The 22,324-nt window shown below is 50.3% G+C and carries 17 protein-coding genes; 4 read left to right on the top strand and 13 right to left on the bottom strand.

Going from position 1 to position 22,324, the window contains the following annotated elements; all coding sequences use genetic code 11:
• The first annotated feature begins 81 nt into the window (after nucleotides 1-81).
• From asnS to EC843_RS15165, 3 genes are all read left to right on the top strand, one after another.
• Entirely contained in the window at nucleotides 82-1,482 is a 1,401-nt protein-coding gene (gene asnS / locus EC843_RS15175) for an asparagine--tRNA ligase (protein ID WP_064548192.1), read from the top strand.
• 596 nt (nucleotides 1,483-2,078) lie between these two features.
• The gene (locus EC843_RS15170) at nucleotides 2,079-3,239 is read left to right on the top strand and encodes a porin (RefSeq protein WP_133522506.1); all 1,161 of its coding nucleotides are present in this window, start codon (nucleotides 2,079-2,081) and stop codon (nucleotides 3,237-3,239) included.
• A gap of 189 nt (nucleotides 3,240-3,428) precedes the next feature.
• Nucleotides 3,429-4,619 carry an amino acid aminotransferase gene (locus EC843_RS15165; RefSeq protein WP_064548196.1) on the top strand — a complete coding sequence of 397 codons (1,191 nt, stop codon included), beginning with the start codon at nucleotides 3,429-3,431 and terminating at the stop codon, nucleotides 4,617-4,619.
• Nucleotides 4,620-4,679: 60 nt separating this feature from the next.
• Here the strand turns inward: EC843_RS15165 and EC843_RS15160 are convergent, their stop codons facing one another.
• The 7 genes from EC843_RS15160 to cmoM form a co-directional block, all read right to left on the bottom strand.
• Nucleotides 4,680-5,327 carry an MBL fold metallo-hydrolase gene (locus EC843_RS15160; protein WP_064548198.1) on the bottom strand — a complete coding sequence of 216 codons (648 nt, stop codon included), beginning with the start codon at nucleotides 5,325-5,327 and terminating at the stop codon, nucleotides 4,680-4,682.
• A 40-nt stretch (nucleotides 5,328-5,367) separates the two neighbouring features.
• Nucleotides 5,368-5,916 (bottom strand): YcbK family protein, encoded by a 549-nt coding sequence (locus tag EC843_RS15155; RefSeq protein WP_064548200.1) that lies wholly within the window; start codon nucleotides 5,914-5,916, stop codon nucleotides 5,368-5,370.
• A 181-nt stretch (nucleotides 5,917-6,097) separates the two neighbouring features.
• Entirely contained in the window at nucleotides 6,098-7,978 is a 1,881-nt protein-coding gene (gene ldtD, locus EC843_RS15150; protein WP_133522505.1) for a L,D-transpeptidase, read from the bottom strand.
• Nucleotides 7,979-8,142: 164 nt separating this feature from the next.
• Nucleotides 8,143-12,591, bottom strand: a complete 4,449-nt coding sequence (gene mukB, locus EC843_RS15145; protein ID WP_133522504.1) for a chromosome partition protein MukB — start codon at nucleotides 12,589-12,591, stop codon at nucleotides 8,143-8,145.
• Nucleotides 12,588-13,304, bottom strand: a complete 717-nt coding sequence (gene mukE / locus EC843_RS15140; protein ID WP_133522503.1) for a chromosome partition protein MukE — start codon at nucleotides 13,302-13,304, stop codon at nucleotides 12,588-12,590. Before mukE ends, mukB begins: the two co-directional genes overlap by 4 nt.
• Entirely contained in the window at nucleotides 13,285-14,607 is a 1,323-nt protein-coding gene (gene mukF, locus EC843_RS15135) for a chromosome partition protein MukF (RefSeq protein WP_064548209.1), read from the bottom strand. The genes mukE and mukF overlap by 20 nt, the downstream gene beginning before the upstream one ends.
• Nucleotides 14,600-15,388, bottom strand: a complete 789-nt coding sequence (cmoM, locus tag EC843_RS15130; protein WP_064548211.1) for a tRNA uridine 5-oxyacetic acid(34) methyltransferase CmoM — start codon at nucleotides 15,386-15,388, stop codon at nucleotides 14,600-14,602. The genes mukF and cmoM overlap by 8 nt, the downstream gene beginning before the upstream one ends.
• Before the next feature lie 120 nt (nucleotides 15,389-15,508).
• On the opposite strand from cmoM, the gene elyC reads away from it, so the two are divergent.
• Nucleotides 15,509-16,285, top strand: coding sequence for an envelope biogenesis factor ElyC (gene elyC, locus EC843_RS15125; RefSeq protein WP_133522502.1), 777 nt, complete (start codon nucleotides 15,509-15,511; stop codon nucleotides 16,283-16,285).
• Here elyC and EC843_RS15120 read toward each other — a convergent pair.
• The 6 genes from EC843_RS15120 to msbA all read right to left on the bottom strand — a co-directional run bounded on the left by EC843_RS15120 (nucleotide 16,265) and on the right by msbA (nucleotide 22,302).
• A complete protein-coding gene (locus EC843_RS15120; protein ID WP_133522501.1) occupies nucleotides 16,265-17,158 on the bottom strand; it encodes a YcbJ family phosphotransferase in 894 nt (297 codons plus the stop codon). The genes elyC and EC843_RS15120 overlap by 21 nt on opposite strands.
• Before the next feature lie 157 nt (nucleotides 17,159-17,315).
• Complete coding sequence (kdsB, locus tag EC843_RS15115; RefSeq protein WP_121813948.1) at nucleotides 17,316-18,062, bottom strand: 3-deoxy-manno-octulosonate cytidylyltransferase; 747 nt, start codon at nucleotides 18,060-18,062, stop codon at nucleotides 17,316-17,318.
• Nucleotides 18,059-18,241, bottom strand: a complete 183-nt coding sequence (gene ycaR / locus EC843_RS15110; protein WP_064548219.1) for a protein YcaR — start codon at nucleotides 18,239-18,241, stop codon at nucleotides 18,059-18,061. Before ycaR ends, kdsB begins: the two co-directional genes overlap by 4 nt.
• Before the next feature lie 46 nt (nucleotides 18,242-18,287).
• The gene (locus EC843_RS15105; protein ID WP_133522500.1) at nucleotides 18,288-19,523 is read right to left on the bottom strand and encodes a winged helix-turn-helix domain-containing protein; all 1,236 of its coding nucleotides are present in this window, start codon (nucleotides 19,521-19,523) and stop codon (nucleotides 18,288-18,290) included.
• Between the two features lie 50 nt (nucleotides 19,524-19,573).
• Complete coding sequence (lpxK, locus tag EC843_RS15100) at nucleotides 19,574-20,557, bottom strand: tetraacyldisaccharide 4'-kinase (protein WP_133522499.1); 984 nt, start codon at nucleotides 20,555-20,557, stop codon at nucleotides 19,574-19,576.
• Nucleotides 20,554-22,302, bottom strand: a complete 1,749-nt coding sequence (gene msbA, locus EC843_RS15095; protein ID WP_064548225.1) for a lipid A ABC transporter ATP-binding protein/permease MsbA — start codon at nucleotides 22,300-22,302, stop codon at nucleotides 20,554-20,556. The genes lpxK and msbA overlap by 4 nt, the downstream gene beginning before the upstream one ends.
• Nucleotides 22,303-22,324 lie beyond the last annotated feature (22 nt).

Here is a 22,324-nt window from a genome sequence, read left to right as displayed (position 1 = left end):
AAGCTGGCTACAGGTAACATAGATAACCCCCGAATGTGGGTTATTTTTTATTGTCACTGACCATTTAATAGAGAGAAAAATATGAGCGTTGTGCCTGTAGCCGACGTACTCCAGGGCCGCGTAGCCGTTGACCAAGAAGTCACCGTGCGCGGATGGGTGCGTACTCGTAGAGATTCAAAAGCTGGTATCTCCTTCCTCGCCGTCTATGACGGTTCCTGCTTCTCTCCTGTACAGGCCGTCATTAATAATTCTCTGCCTAATTACAATGATGACGTACTGCGCCTGACAACCGGTTGCTCCGTTGTCGTGACTGGTAAAGTTGTAGAGTCTCTTGGTCAGGGCCAGAGCTTTGAAATCCAGGCAAGTGAAGTTGAAGTGACTGGCTGGGTTGATGATCCTGATACTTATCCGATGGCGGCAAAACGTCACAGCATTGAGTATCTGCGTGAAGTAGCTCACCTGCGCCCACGCACCAACATGATTGGCGCCGTTGCCCGTGTGCGTCATACCCTTGCTCAAGCCTTACACCGTTTCTTCCATGAAAATGGTTATTTCTGGGTATCCACACCGCTGATTACTGCATCTGATACCGAAGGCGCTGGCGAAATGTTCCGTGTATCTACGCTGGACATGGAAAACCTGCCGCGTACCGAAGCGGGCAAAGTTGATTTCGATAAAGACTTCTTTGGTAAAGAAGCGTTCCTGACCGTATCCGGTCAGCTGAACGGCGAAACCTACGCGTGTGCGTTATCAAAGGTTTATACCTTCGGCCCAACCTTCCGTGCAGAAAACTCCAACACCAGTCGTCACCTGGCTGAATTCTGGATGCTGGAGCCAGAAGTGGCTTTCGCCAATCTGGACGACGTCGCGGGCCTGGCTGAAGCCATGCTGAAGTATGTCTTCAAAGCGGTGCTTGACGAGCGTATGGATGACATGGAGTTCTTCGCTGAACGCGTTGACAAAGATGCAGTGGATCGTTTACAGCGTTTCATCGATGCCGATTTTGCGCAGGTTGATTACACCGATGCGGTTACAATTCTCGAGAATTGTGGTCAGAAATTCGAGAATCCAGTGTACTGGGGTGTAGACCTTTCTTCCGAGCATGAGCGTTATCTTGCTGAGCAACACTTCAAAGCGCCGGTAGTCGTGAAAAACTATCCAAAAGATATTAAGGCCTTCTATATGCGCCTTAACGAAGACGGTAAAACCGTTGCCGCAATGGACGTGTTAGCGCCAGGTATTGGTGAAATCATCGGTGGTTCTCAGCGTGAAGAACGTCTGGATGTACTGGATGCGCGCATGGCTGAGATGGGTCTGAATAAAGAAGACTACTGGTGGTATCGCGATCTGCGTCGTTACGGCACCGTTCCACACTCCGGTTTCGGTCTTGGCTTTGAGCGCCTGATTGCCTATGTAACAGGTGTGCAGAACGTTCGTGACGTGATTCCATTCCCACGTACACCACGTAACGCTAGCTTCTAAAACCGCTATTTTTCTAAGGCCAGCATTGCTGGCCTTTTTTACATCTACTGTCTGAACGTCTTTTTTCTTCAACGAAAGTTAAACAAACGTCAATTTCAACCCCATTCCACAACTACCCCGTTACTAAGTGTGTCCATGACACAGACAAACACAAAATAACCACACTTACCGCTAGCACTCTCTCTACCAGCATTGACTTAGCATATTCGGATAAAACTTGCTCAGAAGTCTGGATGTCCAGAAGTCACTCAAATAATGTACAAATGTAAGCAAAATATACACAATATTTTTCTTATTCTAAATTAAACATAAGTAATTCATATATATAGATATAAATAGGTGTTTTTTTAGGCGAAGCGGCAAGGAAGTTTGAGATAGTTCACAAAGTTCCACAAAATACATATTTAGTTACACATACTTTCTTTTTGTAACCAAGTCTCGATGTTTGTAGCACTTTCTGGCTAGCGAAACGGTTTCATGGATGGAAAGATGCCTGACAGATACAGAAAGACACCAAACTCTCATCAATAGTTCCGTACAGAATTATTGACGGCAGTGGCAGGTGTTACAAAAAAACCTAATGAGGGTAATAAATAATGATGAAGCGCAATATTCTGGCAGTGGTAATCCCTGCTCTGCTGGTAGCCGGTGCAGCAAACGCTGCAGAAATCTATAACAAAAACGGCAACAAACTGGATTTCTACGGTAAAGCTGTAGGCGAGCACGGATGGACTACAAGTGGTGATAACACCAGCAACGGTGACTCCACTTACGCTCGTATCGGTTTCAAAGGCGAAACTCAGATTAATGACCAACTGACCGGTTACGGCCAGTGGGAATACAACATGAACGCCTCCAACCCGGAAGGTGCTCAGGCTACCGCTACTCGTCTGGCATTCGCTGGTCTGAAATTTGGTGATGCAGGCTCCCTGGATTACGGCCGTAACTACGGCGCAATCTACGACGTAGCGGCTTATACCGATATGCTAGTTGTATGGGGCGGCGATACTTGGATCGATAAAGACAACTTCATGAATGGTCGTGCTAATGGCCTTCTGACCTACCGTAACAGCAACTTCTTCGGTCTGGTTGATGGCCTGGCATTTGCTCTGCAATACCAGGGCAAAAACGATCGTGACAATACTATTGGTGTGTTTGTAAATGACAATGGCCAAGCAGAAGTTGGTCCTACTGCTAACGGCGCTAAAGCAAACGGCGACGGCTACAGCACCGCTGTAACTTATGACATCGGCGAAGGCTTCGGTATTGCTGCTGGCTATGAGTCTGCTAACCGCACTAACGCACAACGTTCAGCTGCACATAACTCAGATTTCGCGAGCGCCGGTGGTGATCAGGCTGAAGCATGGTCTACTGCTGCTAAATACGATGCGAACAATGTCTACGCTGCAATTATGTATGCAGAAACTCTGAACATGACTCGTGAAGCTGATAGCAACTTCGCTAACAAAACTCAGAACTTCGAAGCTGTAGCTCAGTACCAGTTCGACTTCGGTCTGCGTCCATCCATCGCTTACGTGCAGTCTAAAGGTAAAGACCTGAAGGCTCGTGGCACCTTCTCCGGTGGCGATGCTGACCTGAAGAAATACGTAGAAGTGGGTACCTGGTACTACTTCAACAAAAACATGAACGTATACGCTGCATATCAGTTCAACCTGCTGGACGACAACAGCTACACCGAAGCTTCTGGTCTGGAAACAGCAGACATGGCTACTGTTGGTATCGTTTATCAGTTCTAATTATCCAGCAACATTGTTGCCAGGATGATTTAAAAACAGGGCTTCGGCCCTGTTTTTTTATGCCCAGAGAGGTGAAAAAAATAACTTGTGACGAGAGCAGTTTCTTTTTGTTGCAAACGGTTGGCATTTACTAAAACAGCAGTTAACCTGAGTGCGTTACTCCCCTCGATATCACAATGGAAACTCGTCATGTTTGAGAACATTACCGCTGCTCCTGCTGATCCAATTCTTGGTTTGGCCGATCTGTTTCGCGCCGATGACCGTCCGACTAAAATTAACCTTGGTATTGGTGTTTATAAGGATGAAACGGGTAAAACTCCGGTTTTAACCTGCGTTAAGAAAGCGGAGCTGTATCTGCTGGAAAATGAGAACACCAAGAACTACCTCGGTATTGACGGTATTCCAGAATTTGGTAGCTGTACCCAGGAATTGCTGTTCGGGAAAAATAATGCTCTGAGTGCAAACAAACGTGCTCGTACGGCTCAAACCCCTGGTGGTACTGGTGCACTGCGTGTTGCCGCTGATTTCCTCGCTAAAAATACCACCACCCAACGTGTGTGGGTGAGCAATCCAAGCTGGCCAAACCACAAAAGCGTCTTTAACTCTGCTGGGCTGGAAGTGTGCGAATATGATTACTATGACGCGCAGAACCACTCTCTGAATTTCGATGGCCTGATTAACAGCCTGCAAGCTGCACAAGCAGGTGACGTGGTGTTGTTCCACGGTTGCTGCCATAACCCAACCGGTATTGATCCAACGGCTGAGCAGTGGAAAACTCTGGCAGAAATGTCACTGGCTAAAGGCTGGTTGCCGCTGTTTGACTTCGCCTATCAGGGCTTTGCCCGTGGTCTGGAAGAAGATGCCGAAGGTCTGCGTATCTTTGCTGCAAGCCACAAAGAACTGATTGTTGCCAGCTCTTACTCTAAGAACTTTGGCCTCTACAACGAGCGCGTAGGTGCTTGTACTCTGGTTGCTGCTGATGCGGATACCGTGGATCGTGCGTTCAGCCAGATGAAGGCTGTGATTCGTGCTAACTACTCTAACCCGCCAGCACACGGCGCCTCCGTTGTTGCTACCATTCTTAGCAATGACGCGCTGCGTACAATTTGGGAACAAGAGCTGTCAGACATGCGTCAGCGTATTCACCGTATGCGCCAGTTGTTCGTCAATACCCTGCAAGAGAAAGGCGCTAACCGCGACTTTAGCTTCATCATCAACCAGAACGGTATGTTCTCGTTCAGCGGCCTGACTAAAGAGCAGGTGCTGCGTTTACGTGAAGAGTTTGGTGTGTATGCGGTTGCTTCAGGGCGTGTGAACGTTGCAGGCATGACGCCAGACAATATGGCTCCGCTGTGCGAAGCGATTGTTGCTGTGCTGTAAGCCATCAGCAGATATGAAAAGAGCCGCTCAAAGCGGCTCTTTTTATTTAGCTTAACAAACTTACCAGACCGGTAATTCGTCTTGCAGGAAGGGATTGTGCAGGCGTTCATAACCCAAAGTGGACAACGGCCCGTGACCTGGAATAAACGTCACATCATCACCTAATGGCAACAGTTTACGTTTAATCGAGTCAATCAGCGCCGCATGGTCGCCACGCGGGAAGTCGCTACGCCCTACTCCGCCTTTGAAAATCACATCGCCGGAAATCAGTAACTGAGATTGCGCATCAAAGAAAACGACGTGACCAGGAGTATGGCCCGGGCAATGCAGCACCTGTAAGGCTACATTTCCCACTGACACACTATCACCCTCGTTCAGCCAACAGTCTGGCGTCAGCGGCAAACACTCCTCAAGCCCAAACATTTGGCTTTGCGCGGGTAAACCCTGCAACCAAAATTCGTCTTCTTTTTCCGGCCCAACAACAGGAACACCGTAATGTTCGGCCAGTTCAGCAGCAGCCCCAACATGATCAAGATGACCATGCGTTAACAGGATTTGCGTAATAGTCACGCCCTGCGCCGCCACTTGCTGCTTGATCTTTTCGGCTTCGCCACCGGGATCAACCAGTGCTGCCTGTTGAGTTACTTCACACCAAATCAGCGAACAGTTTTGTCCGAATGCGGTGACCGGAATTATGTGATAGTTCATGACACTCCAATACCGGCAACCATCGCCGGATTCCGTTGTTTTACCAGCGCCTTAATGGCCCGGTATCAATATGCACAAAGTTGCTGCTGGGGTAGTATCCTACACCACCTGCGCGCATAGATAATGCTGCTTTGCGAACATTGCTCAACGAAATCCCTTCAATATGGAAATCCATGGCCTGCCCTTTGGTGTGGTAGCTTTTTTTCGCGACCCCACGACTGTGAGCACGAAGCTCATTATTGGTGTCCAGAGAGCGATAGCCAGAGACCAGTTGCACCGGTTTGTTGGTCCCCAACAAGCCTTGCAGGCGATATAGCTGGTCGAATAATTTCGGGTCGATGGATTTAATTTTATTCGCGCGATAATCGCGGAAGAAATGATTAAGCCTTGCTAATTCATCCTGAATATAGCCTTTACCATCGAAAAATTCAGCCTTCAATGACTCCCCTGTATGCAGGTTATTCAGAGTCAGAACGCGTGGGCGCGGTGTTGATAGCATGGCAAACGCTTGTGTTGGTAACAGCGAGGCACCTAAAGCCACGCCACCCAACGCCAGCAGCTTGCGGCGGTTTGCGTCAAATTTGTCCATGATGTCCAGGTCTACAGGTAAAAAACGATCGAATAATATGCACTTCAGCGCACTGCCTGGCACCTTAACTGCCAAAACAAAGCGAGTCAAGGTGTGCAAAACCCAGCAAAATCGGGCCCTGTAGAGGACCCGGCTGGGTATCGCAATTATTACGACCGCTAATTCATTAGAATTACTGCATTTAGCGAATCAATAGTTCAGCTTTTGGAAGAATTTGTGCGCCAGATCGCGCGGTAAGATCGTAATTGTAAATATCGGTTCGGTACTGTGTACGTCCATCTTCACCGACAAACGCCGTCAAATAGTAAAGATTGACCGGAATGGTCTGGCGAATATTGACATACTTGGTGCTGCCGTCTTTCAGTTGACTTGAAATCCGGGCATCGTTCCAGCCAGCATCCTGCAATAACATATTTGCCAGTTCAGACGCTTTATTCACGCGTACGCAGCCAGAACTCAGCGCTCGTGCATCTTTCTGGAACAGGGTGTGGTTTGGCGTGTCATGCAAATAGATAGCGTCAGAACTCGGCATATTAAACTTGTAACGCCCTAACGAGTTCTGCACCCCTGGTTTTTGCTGGAAACGGAATGGCAGATTGCTGGCTGTGATAGTTTCCCAATCCACACGCCACGGGTCGATAGCTTCAGCATTGTTGCTCCAGCCGCGTAAAACGCTGTAACCATGGCGATCAAGATAACCCGGGTCCTGACGGACTTTTGGCAGGATATCGTTGCGTGCAAGCGTTGGCGGCACATTCCATGGCGGGTTCACCACCACGTTATTAAGCGCACTGCTCATCATTGGCGTTTTACGGTCAGGACGCCCGACAATCACCCGCGAAGCCAATACTTCACTGCCGTTGAGGTAATAGCTCAGCGAATAGTCAGGGATGTTCACCATAATACCGGTGTCGAGTTTCTTCGGCAGCAATCGCAAACGTTGGATATTTAATGCCACTAACGACGCACGCTGCTGTGGCGTGACATTCAGCCAGTTACGCGTTAATTGCCCAATGGAGCCATCCACACCCAAACCCTGCCATTTCTGGAAACGTTTCACCCCTTCCACCAGTTCGTTGCTGTAAACGCTTCGCACAGCAGGCGCTGATTTCTTTTTCTTCCCGGCAACCGCTTCAGGAGTCTGTTGCGCCACCTGCTCACTGTCTAGTTGAATGGCCGATGGACTGATTGCAACGACAGTATTAGATACACTATCCCGTTCTTTAAGCGGTATTGCAGGTTCAGCTTGCAGCATGCCGGTACGGGCCAGAATTTCTCTCAGTGCTGGCGTATCGTTGCTCCACTGGCCAGGACGGAGCGTTTCACTGCCGGTCAGTTGCGGCCACGGACGTGAGTCACTTAACAAATGCACCAGTGATTGATGCAATTTGGCGTATTGCGGATGCTGAGGCGCAAGTGTTTCGATAAAACTCACCTGCGTTCCCTGGTCAACCGCCACCTGCCATTGGTTAATCACGGAAATAGGCGGAGTTTGCAGCTTGTATGGCTTAGTGCTGTACAACCAGCGGTTACCTTCCGTTGGGATACCATACACAAATTGCAGATATCCCATCATCGCATCTGACAAAACGATGTCTCGCGCCAGACCCGTGACGGCAGGGTCGGTGAGCAGCTCAACCCAAGTGGTAAATTGCGGCTGAATACCGGCAATGGCCAGTTCCGCAAGCTGTTGTTGGAAAGCTTTCACCGCATCGCGATTTTCCCACATCGGTTTCATTTCACGGGCGGCATAGAACGCTGAAAGCGCATTGAGGTAAACCGGCGTATAACCCGCAGGCATTTGAGCCACCAGCTGCGTGCGACTTTGTGCGGCAGACATGCCGGTTGAGTTGAGCGGCAACACTCCCACCATATTAGCGGTCGCGGTAGATTGTGGTAATGGCTGGTCAGGTGAGCTTGCGGGTTCAATGCTCACCGCAGAGCTATCTGATGGAACAACCTCTGGCTCATCGGCCTGCGCCATAAACAGTGGAGCGAAACTGAGTGCCAGTCCCAACGTAAGCGCTGACACTCGAAAACTGTGCAATTTTTTAAGCAACATCCCTTGCCCCCTGTTTTTAAAACTTTCAAATTAACCCAAATTATCTCACTGGGCTTAAATATCAGTATATAAACAGCAAAAACTATTTGCCCGCATAAATGTAAATAAAATTAAAGAATAAGAACTTTCGAGCCAAAGAAAACGCGGGCCGTAGCCCGCGTTAATTATGACGCTTCAGTCATGTCAGCCGACGGTTCAGGAAGCGGAGGCGCAAAGCCCCGCAGCCCAACAACATGAACGTGTTCATGGTTCTGAACAACCTTACGCACCAGCTTATAGGTAGTGCCTTTTTCTGGGCTAATGTTCTCCGGCGCTGCAATGATCAGTTGCATTTCAAGACGTTCGCATAGCTCAAACAACGTGGCAATCGACTTCGCATCCAGACGCGCAGCCTCATCGAGGAACAGCAAACGGCATGGGGAAATGTCTTTCCCACGTAGTCGACGAGACTCTTCTTCCCAGCTCTGAACCACCATGACCAGAATCGACATCCCGGTACCGATCGCTTCACCGGTTGACAGCGCGCCACTTTCCGCACGAAGCCAGCCATCTGAACCACGGTTAACTTCCACTTCCATTTCGAGGTAATTACGATAATCGAGCAGCTCTTCACCGATGGTCTGTGGTGTGCGCTGGCCCATATCAATTTGTGGATTCAGGCGTTGGTACAGTTTCGCTAATGCTTCAGAGAAACTCAGACGGTTGCTGTTGAACAGATCCTGATGCTGCTCATGTTGTTCTGAAAGGACATTCAGCAACATGGCGTGAGTTTCACGCACGTTCACGTTCAAACGCACGCTATTCACCTGGCCGAAGGAGACACTTTGCAGACCCTGGTTCAGCATGCGGATACGGTTTTGTTCACGCTGAATAGTCTTACGGATGATATTCGCCACGCTGCGAGAACTGATCGCCAGTTTTTGCTCGCGTGAAGTGAGTTCCTCCGTCAGACGACTCAGTTCAATCTCCATCTGCTCGATGGCTTCAACCGGGTCATCAGTACGGATAATGTCCTGGCGAATACGTTCGCGAAGATGCTGATAAACCGCCACAAAGAACTGAATCTTACGTTCAGGGCGTTTTGGATCTTCAGACATACGCAGTACATCGCGCAGATGTTCGTTGTCCGCAACCGCCAAACGCAGCGCACCCAACGCTTTATCCGAGATAGAACGCAGTTCATCACCGGTGACATAAGCCAATTCGCGGCGATTCAGACGGCGCTCAACGCCATTGTCTTTCACCATCCGCATCACCGCACACCAGCCTGCTTTCGCGGTGACAACCTGTTCACGCATTTCAAAATAGCTGCGTTCCAGCTGTTTCAGTTTGCGGGTTAAGTTGCTCATTTCCGCTTCGCAATAAGTCAGCGCTTTTTCGAGCTGATTACGACGGCTACGGTTGGTGCTCAGTGCGGTATGTAATTCATCACGACGTGAGCGCGCACGCTCTTCAGCGCCAATATCAGCGCGAACGCCGATGTCCTGTAGTTCTTTGTGCAGATCGGTTAACAGCTCTTTTTTAGTATCAAAGGAGCTTTTCAGCGATGCCATTAACTGGCTGAACTGACTTAATTGCTGTGCATGCTGACGCAAGGCTTCGCGTGAACGGGTACGTTCCGCTTCTGCTTGCTCCAGACGGCTACGCAATTTTTCATTTAAATCGCTATTGCCATCGAGCATCGCGGCAGAATCAGAGTAGCTAAAGTGCGCCCGACGCTGCACCACTTCAGTCAAGGCAAATGCCTGCTGACGGGCATCGCGTTGCACTTGTTGCGCGTACTGATAATCTTCTTTTAACTGCTCAAACTGCTCAGGGTCACTTTGCAGTGCCGATGCCACGGCTTCGAGTTTGGCAAGTTGGTTACCAAACTGATGCAGGAAGCGCGCGGCTTCTTGCGCTTCGTCGAGGCGTTCACGGATTTCATCGCAACGGTCAGCCAGCGTTTCATCATTGAGTAAGTTGATACGCGGCAATAAGCGGTTAAGTTGATCAACCCCTTCTTTCGCCTGATCGTATTGCTGACGCTGTTGCTGATTGTCGTTTTCATGGTTGCTGATAGCACGTTCAACTTCACCACGGCGGGTGTTGAGTTGACGAATTTCTGCTTCCGGGTCGTCATCAAATGCCACACCCAAATGCTGACCGATGAAACGACTAAATGCCTGGTGTAAACGCTGTGATTTCTGAACATCGAACGACAGTGTCGCGAAACGCTCTGCGAGGGTTTCGCGTTCAGCATGCAGGTTCTCAAGGCGATTCTCACGTGCGGCACGGCCAAATATTGGCAGCTCAGGCAAGCGAGAGTAACGCCACTGACGCTCTGCGGTTTTCACCAGAACGGCTGCGTTTAATTCTTCAACGGTAAAGACGTTGTCATCAAAGGAAGATGGGTCACCTTCAATTAAATAGAGGTCTTCAGGACAATCTTCCAGGTTGTCTAACTGCTCGCGCACCAGCGATAAATCGGGTACCACAATGGCGTGACGCGATGGGCCATACAATGCCGAGAAGTAAGGAGCATCGTCGATGCTGATATCGTCATAAATTTCAGATAACAGCACGCCGCCAAAACGTTCAGCCAGCGCATTTAAACGTGGATCTTCGGCACCGCCGGGTTGGCTCAGGCGTTCGATTTCTTCGTCAATGGCACGTTTACGCGCGCCGACTTCGTCACGTTCAACGGTGACGTCACGCTCACGCTCAAGCAGTTGCTGCATGTATTCGGTAACTTGCTGGCTGCTTTCAAACTGCTCGTTGCTCTGCTCACAAAGCTGATTGAGGCTGGTTTGTGCCGCCACCCAAATTGGGGCTCGCAGCAGCAAACGCTTGGTGCGAGCCTGAATCTGCTCTTGTTCCTGGCGCAGGTTTGCACGCTGATCGCTGGCGTCAGAAACACGCTGCTGCAAGGTTTCGATACGTTCAGTGAGTTCTTCGTGCAACACTTCCAGATCTTCAGGATCAAAGTGTTTGCCCTGACGTTTGCAGAACTCAGCGAGCATGCGCTCAGCTTCTTGCTGTTCGCGCAGACGTTGTTCGAGTTCGTTAAGGCGCGCTCTGAGCGGCTGAACTTGTTCCATCAAATGGCGCTGGTTATTGCTGTCGCGTAGTAATTCACGCGCCACGTTCCAGGCGTCGCTACGACTCACTGGGCCATTGATCGCGGTAACAAGCTGATAAGCGTGCTCAAACTGGCTATGCGCCGTTTGTGCCACACTCATTTTCTGTTCCAGCGTCAGCAGTTTTTCAGTGGTTTCCTGCTCTTTTGCCTGGAATGTTTCTAACCATTCTTCCGCGCTATCGGTAGTCAGGTCAGGCAAATGGCACAGCGAACGTGCACGCTCCAGTGCCTGTAATGCCTGTTGATACTGAATGGCGCGCGTTTGCTGAACATCGAGAGCTTGCTGGTAATCGGCAAGCTGGCTTTTCAGCTCATCGACTTCCAGTTCAGCGGCTTCGGCGCGAGCTTCGTTTTCTTCTTGCTGCTCAGAGGCTTCGGCAACAATTTCATTTTGTTCTTCGAGGCGCATTTGCAGTTCGTCGAGGTCAGCTTCGTAACGCTCGATTTTTTCCTGCTGGCGAATTGCCGTCTGCACCAGGTTCAGGTGGTCACTCGCCGCCTGATAATCTGTTTCCAGATCCCCTTCCGCGCCGCTGTGTTCAGCCAGTTCACGCGCCATTTCGACATGTTTGTATTGCTCAGCAGCCAGTTGCTTACGGCTGGTCAATAACTCACGACGGAACTCGAGCGCTTTATCCAGGTGGATGCGGCGTTCGTTGGCGTGACGCATGTAATCCGCTGCCACGTAGTTAGTGGCTTCAGAAATCAGATGCTTAAACAGGTCACGGTCCGACTGGGTGACGCGAATGGCTTCCAACGTCATGCGGTTTTCGCGCAGTGCCGCTTCCATATCCTGGAAGGCTTTGCGCACACCGCCGTTTTCTGGCAACAAGTAGTCGCGCAGTGAACGGGTAATGGCGCTGGAAATCCCGCCGTACAGCGAGGCTTCGATAAGACGGTAGTACTTGCTACGATCCGATGCACTGCGCAGACGACGCGCAACAATGCCCAAATCGAACATCAGCGAGTGGTAATCGGTAATTGAGTTGAACTGTTTAAACTGAACGCCTTCGATGGCTTCCACTTTATCTTTCAGTTCTTGCAGGCTCAGAACACGTGCCTGGCGCTCGTTAATGGTCTCTGTCAGTAACTGTGTTGGCTGAATCGACTCTGGTAAACCCTGAATCGCAAACGGTTTGATGTCGACTTTACGGTCACGACCGGCTACTTGTTGCAGACGCACACCAACAACAACGCGCTGGTGACGTGAGTTAACCACATCCAGCAGTGAGTAACAGACCCCTGCTTTCAACTTACCGTGCAGACCTTTGTCGCGTGAACCTGAAGTGGCCCCCGCTTCGGTGGTATTTCGGAAGTGCAACAGCGTTAAATCGGGGATTAATGCAGTAACAAAAGCCGCCATGGTGGTGGATTTACCGGCACCATTACCACCAGAAAGCGTGGTGACCAGTTCATCCAAATCAAACGTACGCGCGAAGAAACCATTCCAGTTAATCAGCGTAAGTGAGCGAAATTTCCCGCGTTCAATCATTCCTGTTCATCCTCCGCGTTATCCTGAACAATTTGCGACTCTTCCGTTTCATCATTGAGTTGCAAACGAGTTTCGACCGGCATCGCTTCACCATCGCGGATCATGCGTAATTGCGCTTCGCGCGCATCATCGCCGGCGCGCACATCGGCGCCAAAGCGGAATACAGATTCGGTAATGCGGAATTTGCTGCTGTCGTGGCCCATAAACCAGATCATGCCGAGGCGGCGTAGACGGGTTAACGAAGCACGGACTTTTTCTTGCAGTTTTTGCCTGTCCACATCCGAGCCGGTAGAACGGTTATTCACAAGTTTGAGTAACTTGTTTTCATCCGCCAGCGTCAACAGCTCGTCATAGAGTTCGGCCTGCGTGAAGATACCTTCGTTTGCCAGTCGTTCCGGGCTGAGATAGAGGTAACAAAGAATTTTACCGACCATCATATCCAGTTCGGACAATACAGAGCGCGGAATCAGCGTGGTGGATCGCGGACGCAAATAGAAGAAACCTTCCGGGGCGCGAATCAACTCCACGTTATAGCGGGTGTAAAACTCTTCCAGTTCATCCTGGAAATCCATCAAATAGGCATGATTATCCAGCTCATCGAGCCCAACGTGCCGTCCGGAACGTAATTGGCTGTCGAGTGCCGGAAATAACGGATTGGCCAACGCCTGTGCCAGTTTTACTGGCATCACTTTTTCAATATTTGTTGATGACATGCGCCTGTACCTTGGCTCCGTAATCGTTAATTGCCTGCCACTGTGGCGGCAAGCCAGTAAAATCTGCTTCAGCCACACCCAGACGTACTGCCTGGTCGACTACGATTCTCGCCACATCAAAATGGCGGGCGCGTGGGTATTGCGCCAGATAGTCCCGCATTACTACGCCTAAATCTAGCGGCACTTGTCTGGTTTTGTAGACCTGCAGTGCGGCTTCGATGAGGGCTGCGAGTTGTTCGCGGATTTCATTGAATTCTTCGAATTCCAGATCGCTTGGCAGTTCACCGGTCACTTCTTCATCACGCAGCGCCATTTCTTCATCGCGCATATCCAGCAGACGGTCGGCGTTGGCATAGGTGAGCGCCCACGGTGCATCGAAATAGTTCTGTACCGAAACGCGCAGACGTTGGGCAAAGACACGGTTTTTATCCATGTCGATGGCGGTACGAATGAATTTATGAACGTGACGGTCGTAGCCTATCCACAAGTCGATTGCCTGCTGGCCCCAACTGACGATACGGTCAAGTTTGCTTTGCAGATCAAACACCAGACGATCAACAAAATGCAGATCGTCACGCCCCAGAATCGCATCCTGAATTCTTAACAAGTTAGCCTGGAGTTTGTCGCCTGCGGCTTCGAGCGTATCTTGCAGCTCACGTAACGTACCGGAGGTTTCTGACAGCAACATTTCACAGCTGGAAATCGCCGCACGCCAGTCTTTGTTCAGCAGTTGCGCGATGTCATCTTTAACCTGTTGCTGGTGCTCATCCATGATCCGTTGGGTGAGATCAATGCTGTCAAAAATCTCGGCCACCGAGTATTTCAGCGGGGCGAAGACATTGCGATGCCAGTGGAACTCGTCGCCACCTTCATCTGCCGAATCAGCGGCACGCTTCAGTTCACCGGCTACAATCGACAACTGCATAGATAAACGCAGCGTTGAAAACTCACGCTGACGGATGTAGTAATCGGTAATACCAATGCCGAGTGGCGTCAGGCGATAAATTGCATTGCCTTCATTGATTTCACTGACAAAACGGTTGATCAAACGCTGGCGCACCATGTCATTGATGGCGTTATTGGCACGAACGTTAATGGTTTCACTGGTCTGCTCAAAACCGTCACTCACGTGGCGGAAAGCATCAATCAGTTCACCTTCACTCATTTCACCGTCAAGCCGCTCGCCATTCAACGTGGCGATCGCCAGCAGAAACGTCAAACGCTCTGTCGGTAGCGAAATCGAATAGTCATTTTTCCTGGCCCAGGCAACCAGTTCCGGCACTGTCTGGGAAACATCACTCATAATTTTTCCTTGGCTCAAGCGGCTTGATGGCTGTCACGTGGATATAGCGGCCGAGGCTCACAAAAGGCTCCTGACGGCAATAACGCGTTTCCAGTTCAAGCAAATTCTCAAAACCATCGCGTTGTTTATGCTTATCGCGCAAGTAATCGTGGAATACTCGCACACCGGTTTTACCGGTAATCTGCCAGCCAATTTGCTCCAGCCAGTGATAAACCTGTTCTGGCTGCAGCGGATTGTCAGGCGAAAGTGTTTTTCTCTTATTCTTTTTCATACCCTGGAGAACATATTCGAAGTTGCCGACAAACATGTTACGCATCAGCAAACCGTTAGCATTGTAGAACATCAGGGATAAAGCACCGCCTGGTGCAAGGCAATCCCATAAGGTTTTAAGCACGGCCTGCGGGTCGACGACCCATTCCAGCACAGCGTGAAACAATATCAGATCAACCGGCTTTTCCAAATGTTGACCAATATCCTGGGCCGAGGAATGTATGAAATTCATATTGTCGCTCACACCTTTTTCACTGGCCTGAGCCTGGGCGCGGGAGATCATCTCAGCAGAAACATCGCAAAGCAGGACATCATGACCACGTTCAGCAAGGCCGCACGCTGTTTGCCCTTCGCCACCACCCGCATCCAACACACGTAGTTTTTCAGGCAGCGTGGAAAGTAAGGCATCAAGATCTTGCCATAAAATGGCCTGGCGGAGCTGTCCTTTGGTTGTACCGTAAATGTTGCGTGAGAACTTCTCAGCAATGTCGTCAAAATTGCGATCACGCACGGGTACGGCTCCATAGGGGGGAAAGAGCGTATTTTGGCACAGCCGAGCCAAGAATGAACCCGTCTGGTGTAATATCACCCCTGTTTACCTGCTGTATGGCTAAAAAAGGACCCATAATTCATGCTTTTTATCCTGAAAAAATATATCGGCGGGCTGCTGCTCCCCTTACCTTTTTTGTTATTGATGATGGGTTTTGCGCTTTGCTTACTGTGGTTCAGCCGCTGGCAAAAAAGCGCAAAAGCCTTATTAAGCGTGAGTTGGTTAGTTTTACTACTGATTAGCCTGCAACCGGTGGCTGACAAAATGCTCAAACCCATCGAAGATACCTACCCAACCTGGCGCGGTAGTGAAAAAGTGGATTACATTGTGGTGCTCGGTGGCGGCTATACATGGAACCCGGAATGGGCACCAAGTTCCAATCTCATCAGCAATAGTTTGCCACGAGTGACTGAAGCGGTGCGTTTGTGGCAGGCAAACCCAGGTGCGAAGATGATCTTTACCGGTGCGCGAGCGCTGACAAATCCGGTTAGCACCGCAGAGGCTGGTGCTCGGGTAGCAGAAAGTCTGGGGATTCCGCGCTCACAAATCATCACGCTGGAAGAACCGAAAGATACTGAGGAAGAAGCGGCAGCCGTCGCGAAAACTCTTGGCCACCAGCCATTTTTACTGGTGAGTTCCGCGTCACATCTGCCACGTGCGATGATTTTTTTCCGTCATGCTGGATTAAATCCACTCCCGGCACCAGCCAATCAACTGGCCATTGCATCGCCACTTAATCCATGGGAGCGAATTATCCCGGCTCCGGTTTGGTTAATGCACAGCGATCGTGCCATTTATGAAACGGTAGGACGCGTCTGGCAATGGCTCAAGGGGGCGTCAGGAGATCCAGGGCAGTAAATTTTTCGACGCGACATCAAAGGCGGGTCGGTTTAGTCGGCCCGACTGCAACAGTTGCGCTATGCAATCCCATAAGACGTATAACCAGCGCCGCCACACAAACGACTCAGCAACGGGTGCGCGTTGCAAGTAATGCCACAGCAGGCTTTCCGACTGCCCTTGTTCATACAGGCGGAATATTTCATATTCGCGCGGTGCCCAAAGCGTCATTCCAGGATTTACCATCGCCAGTAACTGGTCGCTACGCCCGTCTTTCAACATGCTACTGAGCGAAAAGTTGCCGTGCACCAGCACGCAGTTATCGTTGAAATCTTCGAACAAGCGCGGCAAACATTCGCGGGTACGGAACAGGATGCGACGGTCCTGCATGGTCAGGCCATTGTTGGGGTATTGATTGAGGGTTGCCCACAGTGTTTCGACGTGTTGCCGATACCATGATGGCCAGATATTTTCTTGTGTGCTGTCGACGTTCCCGACGCAGCCGCGGCTATCAACGCGGTGCCAGGCTAGCAGCCCTTCCACAATTTGGTCTTTCAGATGTTCCCAACGGTCTGGAGTGCGGGTTGGCGCTTCCACTGGTACGCCACGCAAGCGCTCCATTAAAAGCACGTCTGGCCCTGGCGTATCATCATGCGTTACCACCCCGTAAACCACGGGTAAACGCACCGTGCCGGAGCGAGCGAGCATGGACATTTTCCAGGCTAGCTGAGCAGCCACGCCTCGGGAACTAAAGCTTTTTGCCAGCAAAGACATCGCATTACCCTCGCTGTCATACAGCGACCATAGCGCGGTGTTTGTCTGTTCGTTGATACATTCTATCCGGCTTAGTTTTTCACCCAGCAGATGACTCAATTCCTTGCGTAGCAACTCCATGACTCATTACCCCTTGCAACACTGGTGTTTTTATAATGAGCTTGCCAGCGCAGGATGTCATCACCTGAGATCAATATGCCTTTAGATAATAAAAAAACCGGCGTTCTATGCCGGTTTTTTTATACATGGGGTAAGTTCCACACTGCGACTCAAAACGTTAGCGCATCGCCTGGCGCACACGTTCCAAATCTTCAGGCGTATCAACCCCAATACTCGGAATCTCTTTCGCGACGGCGACATGGATCTTTTCGCCATTCCACAGCACACGCAATTGTTCGAGCATTTCGATTTGTTCGAGCTGGCTTGGTTCCCAGGTAACGTACCGACGAATAAAACCTGCACGATAACCATAGATACCAATATGGCGCAGCAGAGTATCGCCAATGGTTTCGCGAGACTGTGCAAAACGGTCTCTGTCCCATGGAATCGTCGCACGGGAGAAATAAAGCGCGTAGCCCTGCGCATCCATGACCACTTTTACTGCGTTCGGGTTGAATGCTTCTTCCGCTGAGTCGATTGGCACCGCAAGTGTGGCCATGCCCGCCTGGCTATTTGCCAGATTGCTGGCAACCTGGCTAATGATCGCCGGAGGGATCATTGGCTCATCACCCTGCACATTCACAATCACGGTATCATCACTGAAACCATATTTTTCAATGACTTCGGCAAGGCGTTCGGTGCCAGATTGGTGATCGGCGCGGGTCATACAAACTTCACCACCCGCCGCTTCAACGGCACGAGCAACGTCTTCATGATCGGTTGCAACGATGATACGCTCGGCACCCGATTCGCGGGCGCGCTCCATCACATGAACGACCATCGGTTTGCCGTTGATGTCTTTAAGCGGTTTGCCCGGCAAGCGTGTAGAGGCGAAGCGAGCAGGAATTATGGCCACAAAACTCATGGGTTTTTCTCGTCAGAATTCAGAACTCGAGCTTCAGTCTCCAGCAGCACCGGAATACCATCGCGCAGAGGAAACGCCAGGTGGTCAGGTTTGCAGATAAGCTCCTGCTTTTCCTGATTAAAGTAGAGCTTGCCGTTACAAACCGGGCAAGCGATGATTTCAAGTAATCGATGATCCATGGTTACTCCAGAATGACCGCCATCAAAGGCGAAAGGATAACATAACTCACGCGTTCTCCGGGTTAATTTCCCAACCTTCGCCCCATGATGAAGCGAATAACGCAGGGATATTACCCAGGCGAATCTGTGTCGCGCCCTGCCAATGAGCAAAGTCTGTGAATGCTGTATGCAGACCTTTGATTAAGGACTGGTTCGGCTTAACGCCATCCTCAAGATATAAGCTGATAATTTCCAGCACTGCGGATTTGCGGTGCATTTTTGCATCGACTCGCCCCACAATCTCCCCCTGATGCAGCAGCGGCAGAACAAAATATCCATACCTGCGTTTTTCGGCTGGGGTATAGCATTCAAGGCGATAGGAGAAGTTAAACAGAGCTTCGGCACGCTTGCGATCCCAGACCACAGGATCAAACGGTGATAACACCGCGGTGTGGGTGGCGCGCAAAGTGTTTTGTTCAGCTTTAGTCAGTAAAGGGAACAGATCACTGTGCAGCCACATTTCGCCAATACCCTCAACGCTAACCGGAATGGCGCTACCCTTGTCCTGCCATTGGGTTAACAACGGTTTGAGAGAGATCTTCTTCAATCGGTAATAATCTGCCAGCCATTCAGGGCGGAAAATACCAAGGCTGCGCGCGCTGTTTTCCAGCATCTGCAGTTCAGCATCCTGCTGTTGTATAAGATGCAAATCGTCATTCCAGTGCGGCATCACGCGAGAGGTCAAGTCATAAACACGCTGAAAATTGCGTCGCTCAATCACCATGACCTTCCCAGCGGTGAATAACCCCTCAAGATGTTTCTTGTGAGGTTTCCATTCCCACCACCCGCTCGAGCCTTTACGGGGATGTTCAAAGTCAGCAGATCGTACCGGGCCGTTGTTTTCAATGTGAACCAGGAGTTTTTCAATCTCTTCGGCGTGCTCGACCATCCATTCAGGGCGGTACTTCCAGCCCATTTTTTCGGGGTTCAGCATCCGATGACGTATTAGCGAAAAGTCTTTTCGCGGTAAAAAGCAGGCTTCATGCGCCCAATACTCCATTAAATCGCCGTTAAGAAGAGCATCATCAAGCCACGTTTGCGGGAAATGACCTAAGCGACTGAATAACACCAGATACGGGCTTCGAGCCACGATATTAATAGTATCAATCTGGAGCAACGACATACGGTCGATGGCTGCAATAACATCGGCAGGTTTTGAACGGCGGCGAGGCTTAACCAGTAAGCCTTGCGCGGCAAGATGAAGATTGCGGGCTGCACGTAAAGTCAGTTGCGGTACAGACATGAATGAACCTTGTCGTCAGCAAACTCGAATTCCGATGCGGTAACTTACAATTATCGCACCAGCGCCAATAGTGACTGCAATAACTCGTCGGACTGCGGTTGTGCTAAATGTGCGTCGACCGGCAAATACCACCAGTTAGTGTGGCCGGATACAAATAAGCGGCATTTGACAGCGTCTTTTTCAGTCATTAACAGGGTTTCCCTTGGCTGAACTAATTTTATGACGTCACTTTCGTTTAACGCCTGATGGTCGGAAAGACTGACAGTCCGAATCGGAGTGACACCACATTGCTGTAAGGTGGCAAAAAAGCGTGGCGGATGGCCAATTCCAGCCATAGCGACAACGCTTTCAAGCGTTTGTACCGGGCGACGTTCACCAGTCAACAGATTAACGGCGTCACTGGGTTGCAACGTCATCGCTATTTCACCTGGTTCAGGTTCACCCCCGTTGGTAATGACGGCATCGACCGAAGCCAGGCGCCCGATTCGTTCGCGCATTGGCCCGGCTGGAAGCCACCATCCGTTACCGAAACGCCTAACACCATCAACCACCACGATCTCTTTATCGCGCCCCAACGCATAATGCTGCAAACCATCATCGGTAATGATTAACTGTGGTTGGATTTTTTCCACCAGCATTTTCACCGCTTCACTACGGCGCGGCGCGACTGCCACGGCAGCCCCCGTGCGCTGATAGATAAGCACTGGCTCATCACCTGCTTGTGACGTTGTGGTGTGTTGGTCAAGCAACAACGGGTAGTGTTCGGATTTACCACCATAACCGCGAGAGACAACTCCAACACGGATACCACGCTGCTGGAGTTGTTCAACCAGCCAAATCACAACGGGTGTTTTACCATTGCCACCGGCTGTCAGATTACCAACAACGACCACCGGTACCGAAGCACGCCAGGTTTTTTTGATCCCTAAGCGGTAGCAAAGACGTATAGCACCGCTCACCAGGCCATAAAGCCAGGAGAGCGGTAATAGCAAAAGGTAAAGGGGAGATTTTCCCGACCAGATGCGTTCTATCATGAACCGAATTGCATTCTATGCAGCTGGGCGTAAACACCACGATGCTCAATCAACTCTGCATGAGGACCGCGCTCAACGATACGACCGTCTTCCACCACCACAATTTCATCAGCCTGTTCAATGGTTGATAAGCGGTGAGCAATGACTAATGAGGTACGGTTTTTCTGCAGTTCATCTAACGCTGCCTGAATGGCACGCTCAGACTCGGTATCCAGAGCAGAAGTCGCTTCATCGAGAATTAATATTGGGCTATCGCGCAATAGTGCACGCGCAATGGCGATACGCTGACGCTGACCACCTGAAAGCAAGACACCATTTTCACCAATGACGGTATCCAGGCCATTATCCATCTTGCTGATAAAGTCCATGGCATATGCCATACGCGCCGCTTTTTCAATGTCGTCGCGGCTGTACTGTTCAGTACGCGCATAGGCAATATTGTTAGCAACAGTGTCGTTGAATAAGTGAACATTTTGCGAGACAAGAGCGACCTGATTACGCAACGAAGATAAGGTGTATTCACGAATATCCACCCCATCAATCGTGATGCTGCCTTCCTGGATATCGTAAAAACGCGTCATTAAGCTTGCGATAGTAGACTTACCTGAGCCAGAACGCCCCACCAACGCCACGGTCTTACCCGCTGGGATCGACAGGTCAATCTTGCGCAGAGCTGGCACTTCACGCCCCGGATAGGTAAAGGTCACATCACGGAATTCAACATCACCTTTAGCGCGCTCAATAACACGTTTCCCTTCGTCTTTCTCTTGCTCAGAATCGAGAATAGAGAACAACGTTTGGCAAGCAGCCATACCGCGCTGGAACTGAGCGTTGACGTTTGTCAGGGATTTCAATGGGCGCATCAGAGCGATCATTGAAGAGAAGACCACGGTGATGGTACCGGCTGTCAGCGTTTCCATCACACTCGGGAAGCTTGCTGCGTAAATCACAAAAGCCAGAGCTAAAGAGGCAATCAACTGAATGATAGGGTCAGAAATAGATGAGGCCGAAACCAGTTTCATACCCTGGCGGCGCATACGGTTACTGACTTTATTAAAACGTTCTGTTTCCACTTCCTGGCCGCCGAAGATCAGCACTTCTTTATGGCCTTTCAGCATTTGCTCCGCACTGGTGGTGACCTGCCCCATCGTGTTCTGCATGTTTTTGCTGATATTACGGAAACGTTTGGAAACCATACGAATCGCGAAGGAAACGATAGGAGCCAGTACAATCAGAATCAAAGAAAGCTGCCAGCTATACCAAAACATCAGCACAAACAGGCCAATGATAGATGCGCCTTCACGCACGACCGTTATCAATGCGCTAGATGAAGAGGAAGCAACTTGTTCGGAATCGTAAGTAATGCGCGAGAGCAGCGTACCAGTGGACTGCTGGTCAAAAAACGAAACCGGCATGCCCATCATGTGGCTGAACAAGCGACGACGCATGTTCATAACTACCTGCCCAGAGACCCACGAGATGCAATAGCTGGAGACGTAACTCGTCGCACCACGCAGCACCATCAGCCCGATAACAACCAGCGGCATCCATAGCAGCACTGATTTATCAGTTTTTCCAAAACCATCATCCAGTAACGGTTTAAGCAAAGACAGCATATAGGTATCACTGGCAGCGTTTAGGATTAACGCAATACCAGCCACAATCAGACCCGGCTTGAAAGGAGCAATCATCGGCCAAAGGCGGCGGAAGGTCTGCCATGTGGAAAGATCTTTATCGTTATGCATTCAGTAAACCAGCATTAGATGA

It is taken from the genome of Buttiauxella sp. JUb87, from assembly GCF_004361975.1.
In the GTDB taxonomy this organism is placed as follows: domain Bacteria; phylum Pseudomonadota; class Gammaproteobacteria; order Enterobacterales; family Enterobacteriaceae; genus Buttiauxella; species Buttiauxella ferragutiae.
Note: the sequence above shows the minus strand (reverse complement) of the source record. Positions and strands in the feature narration are given on the sequence as shown.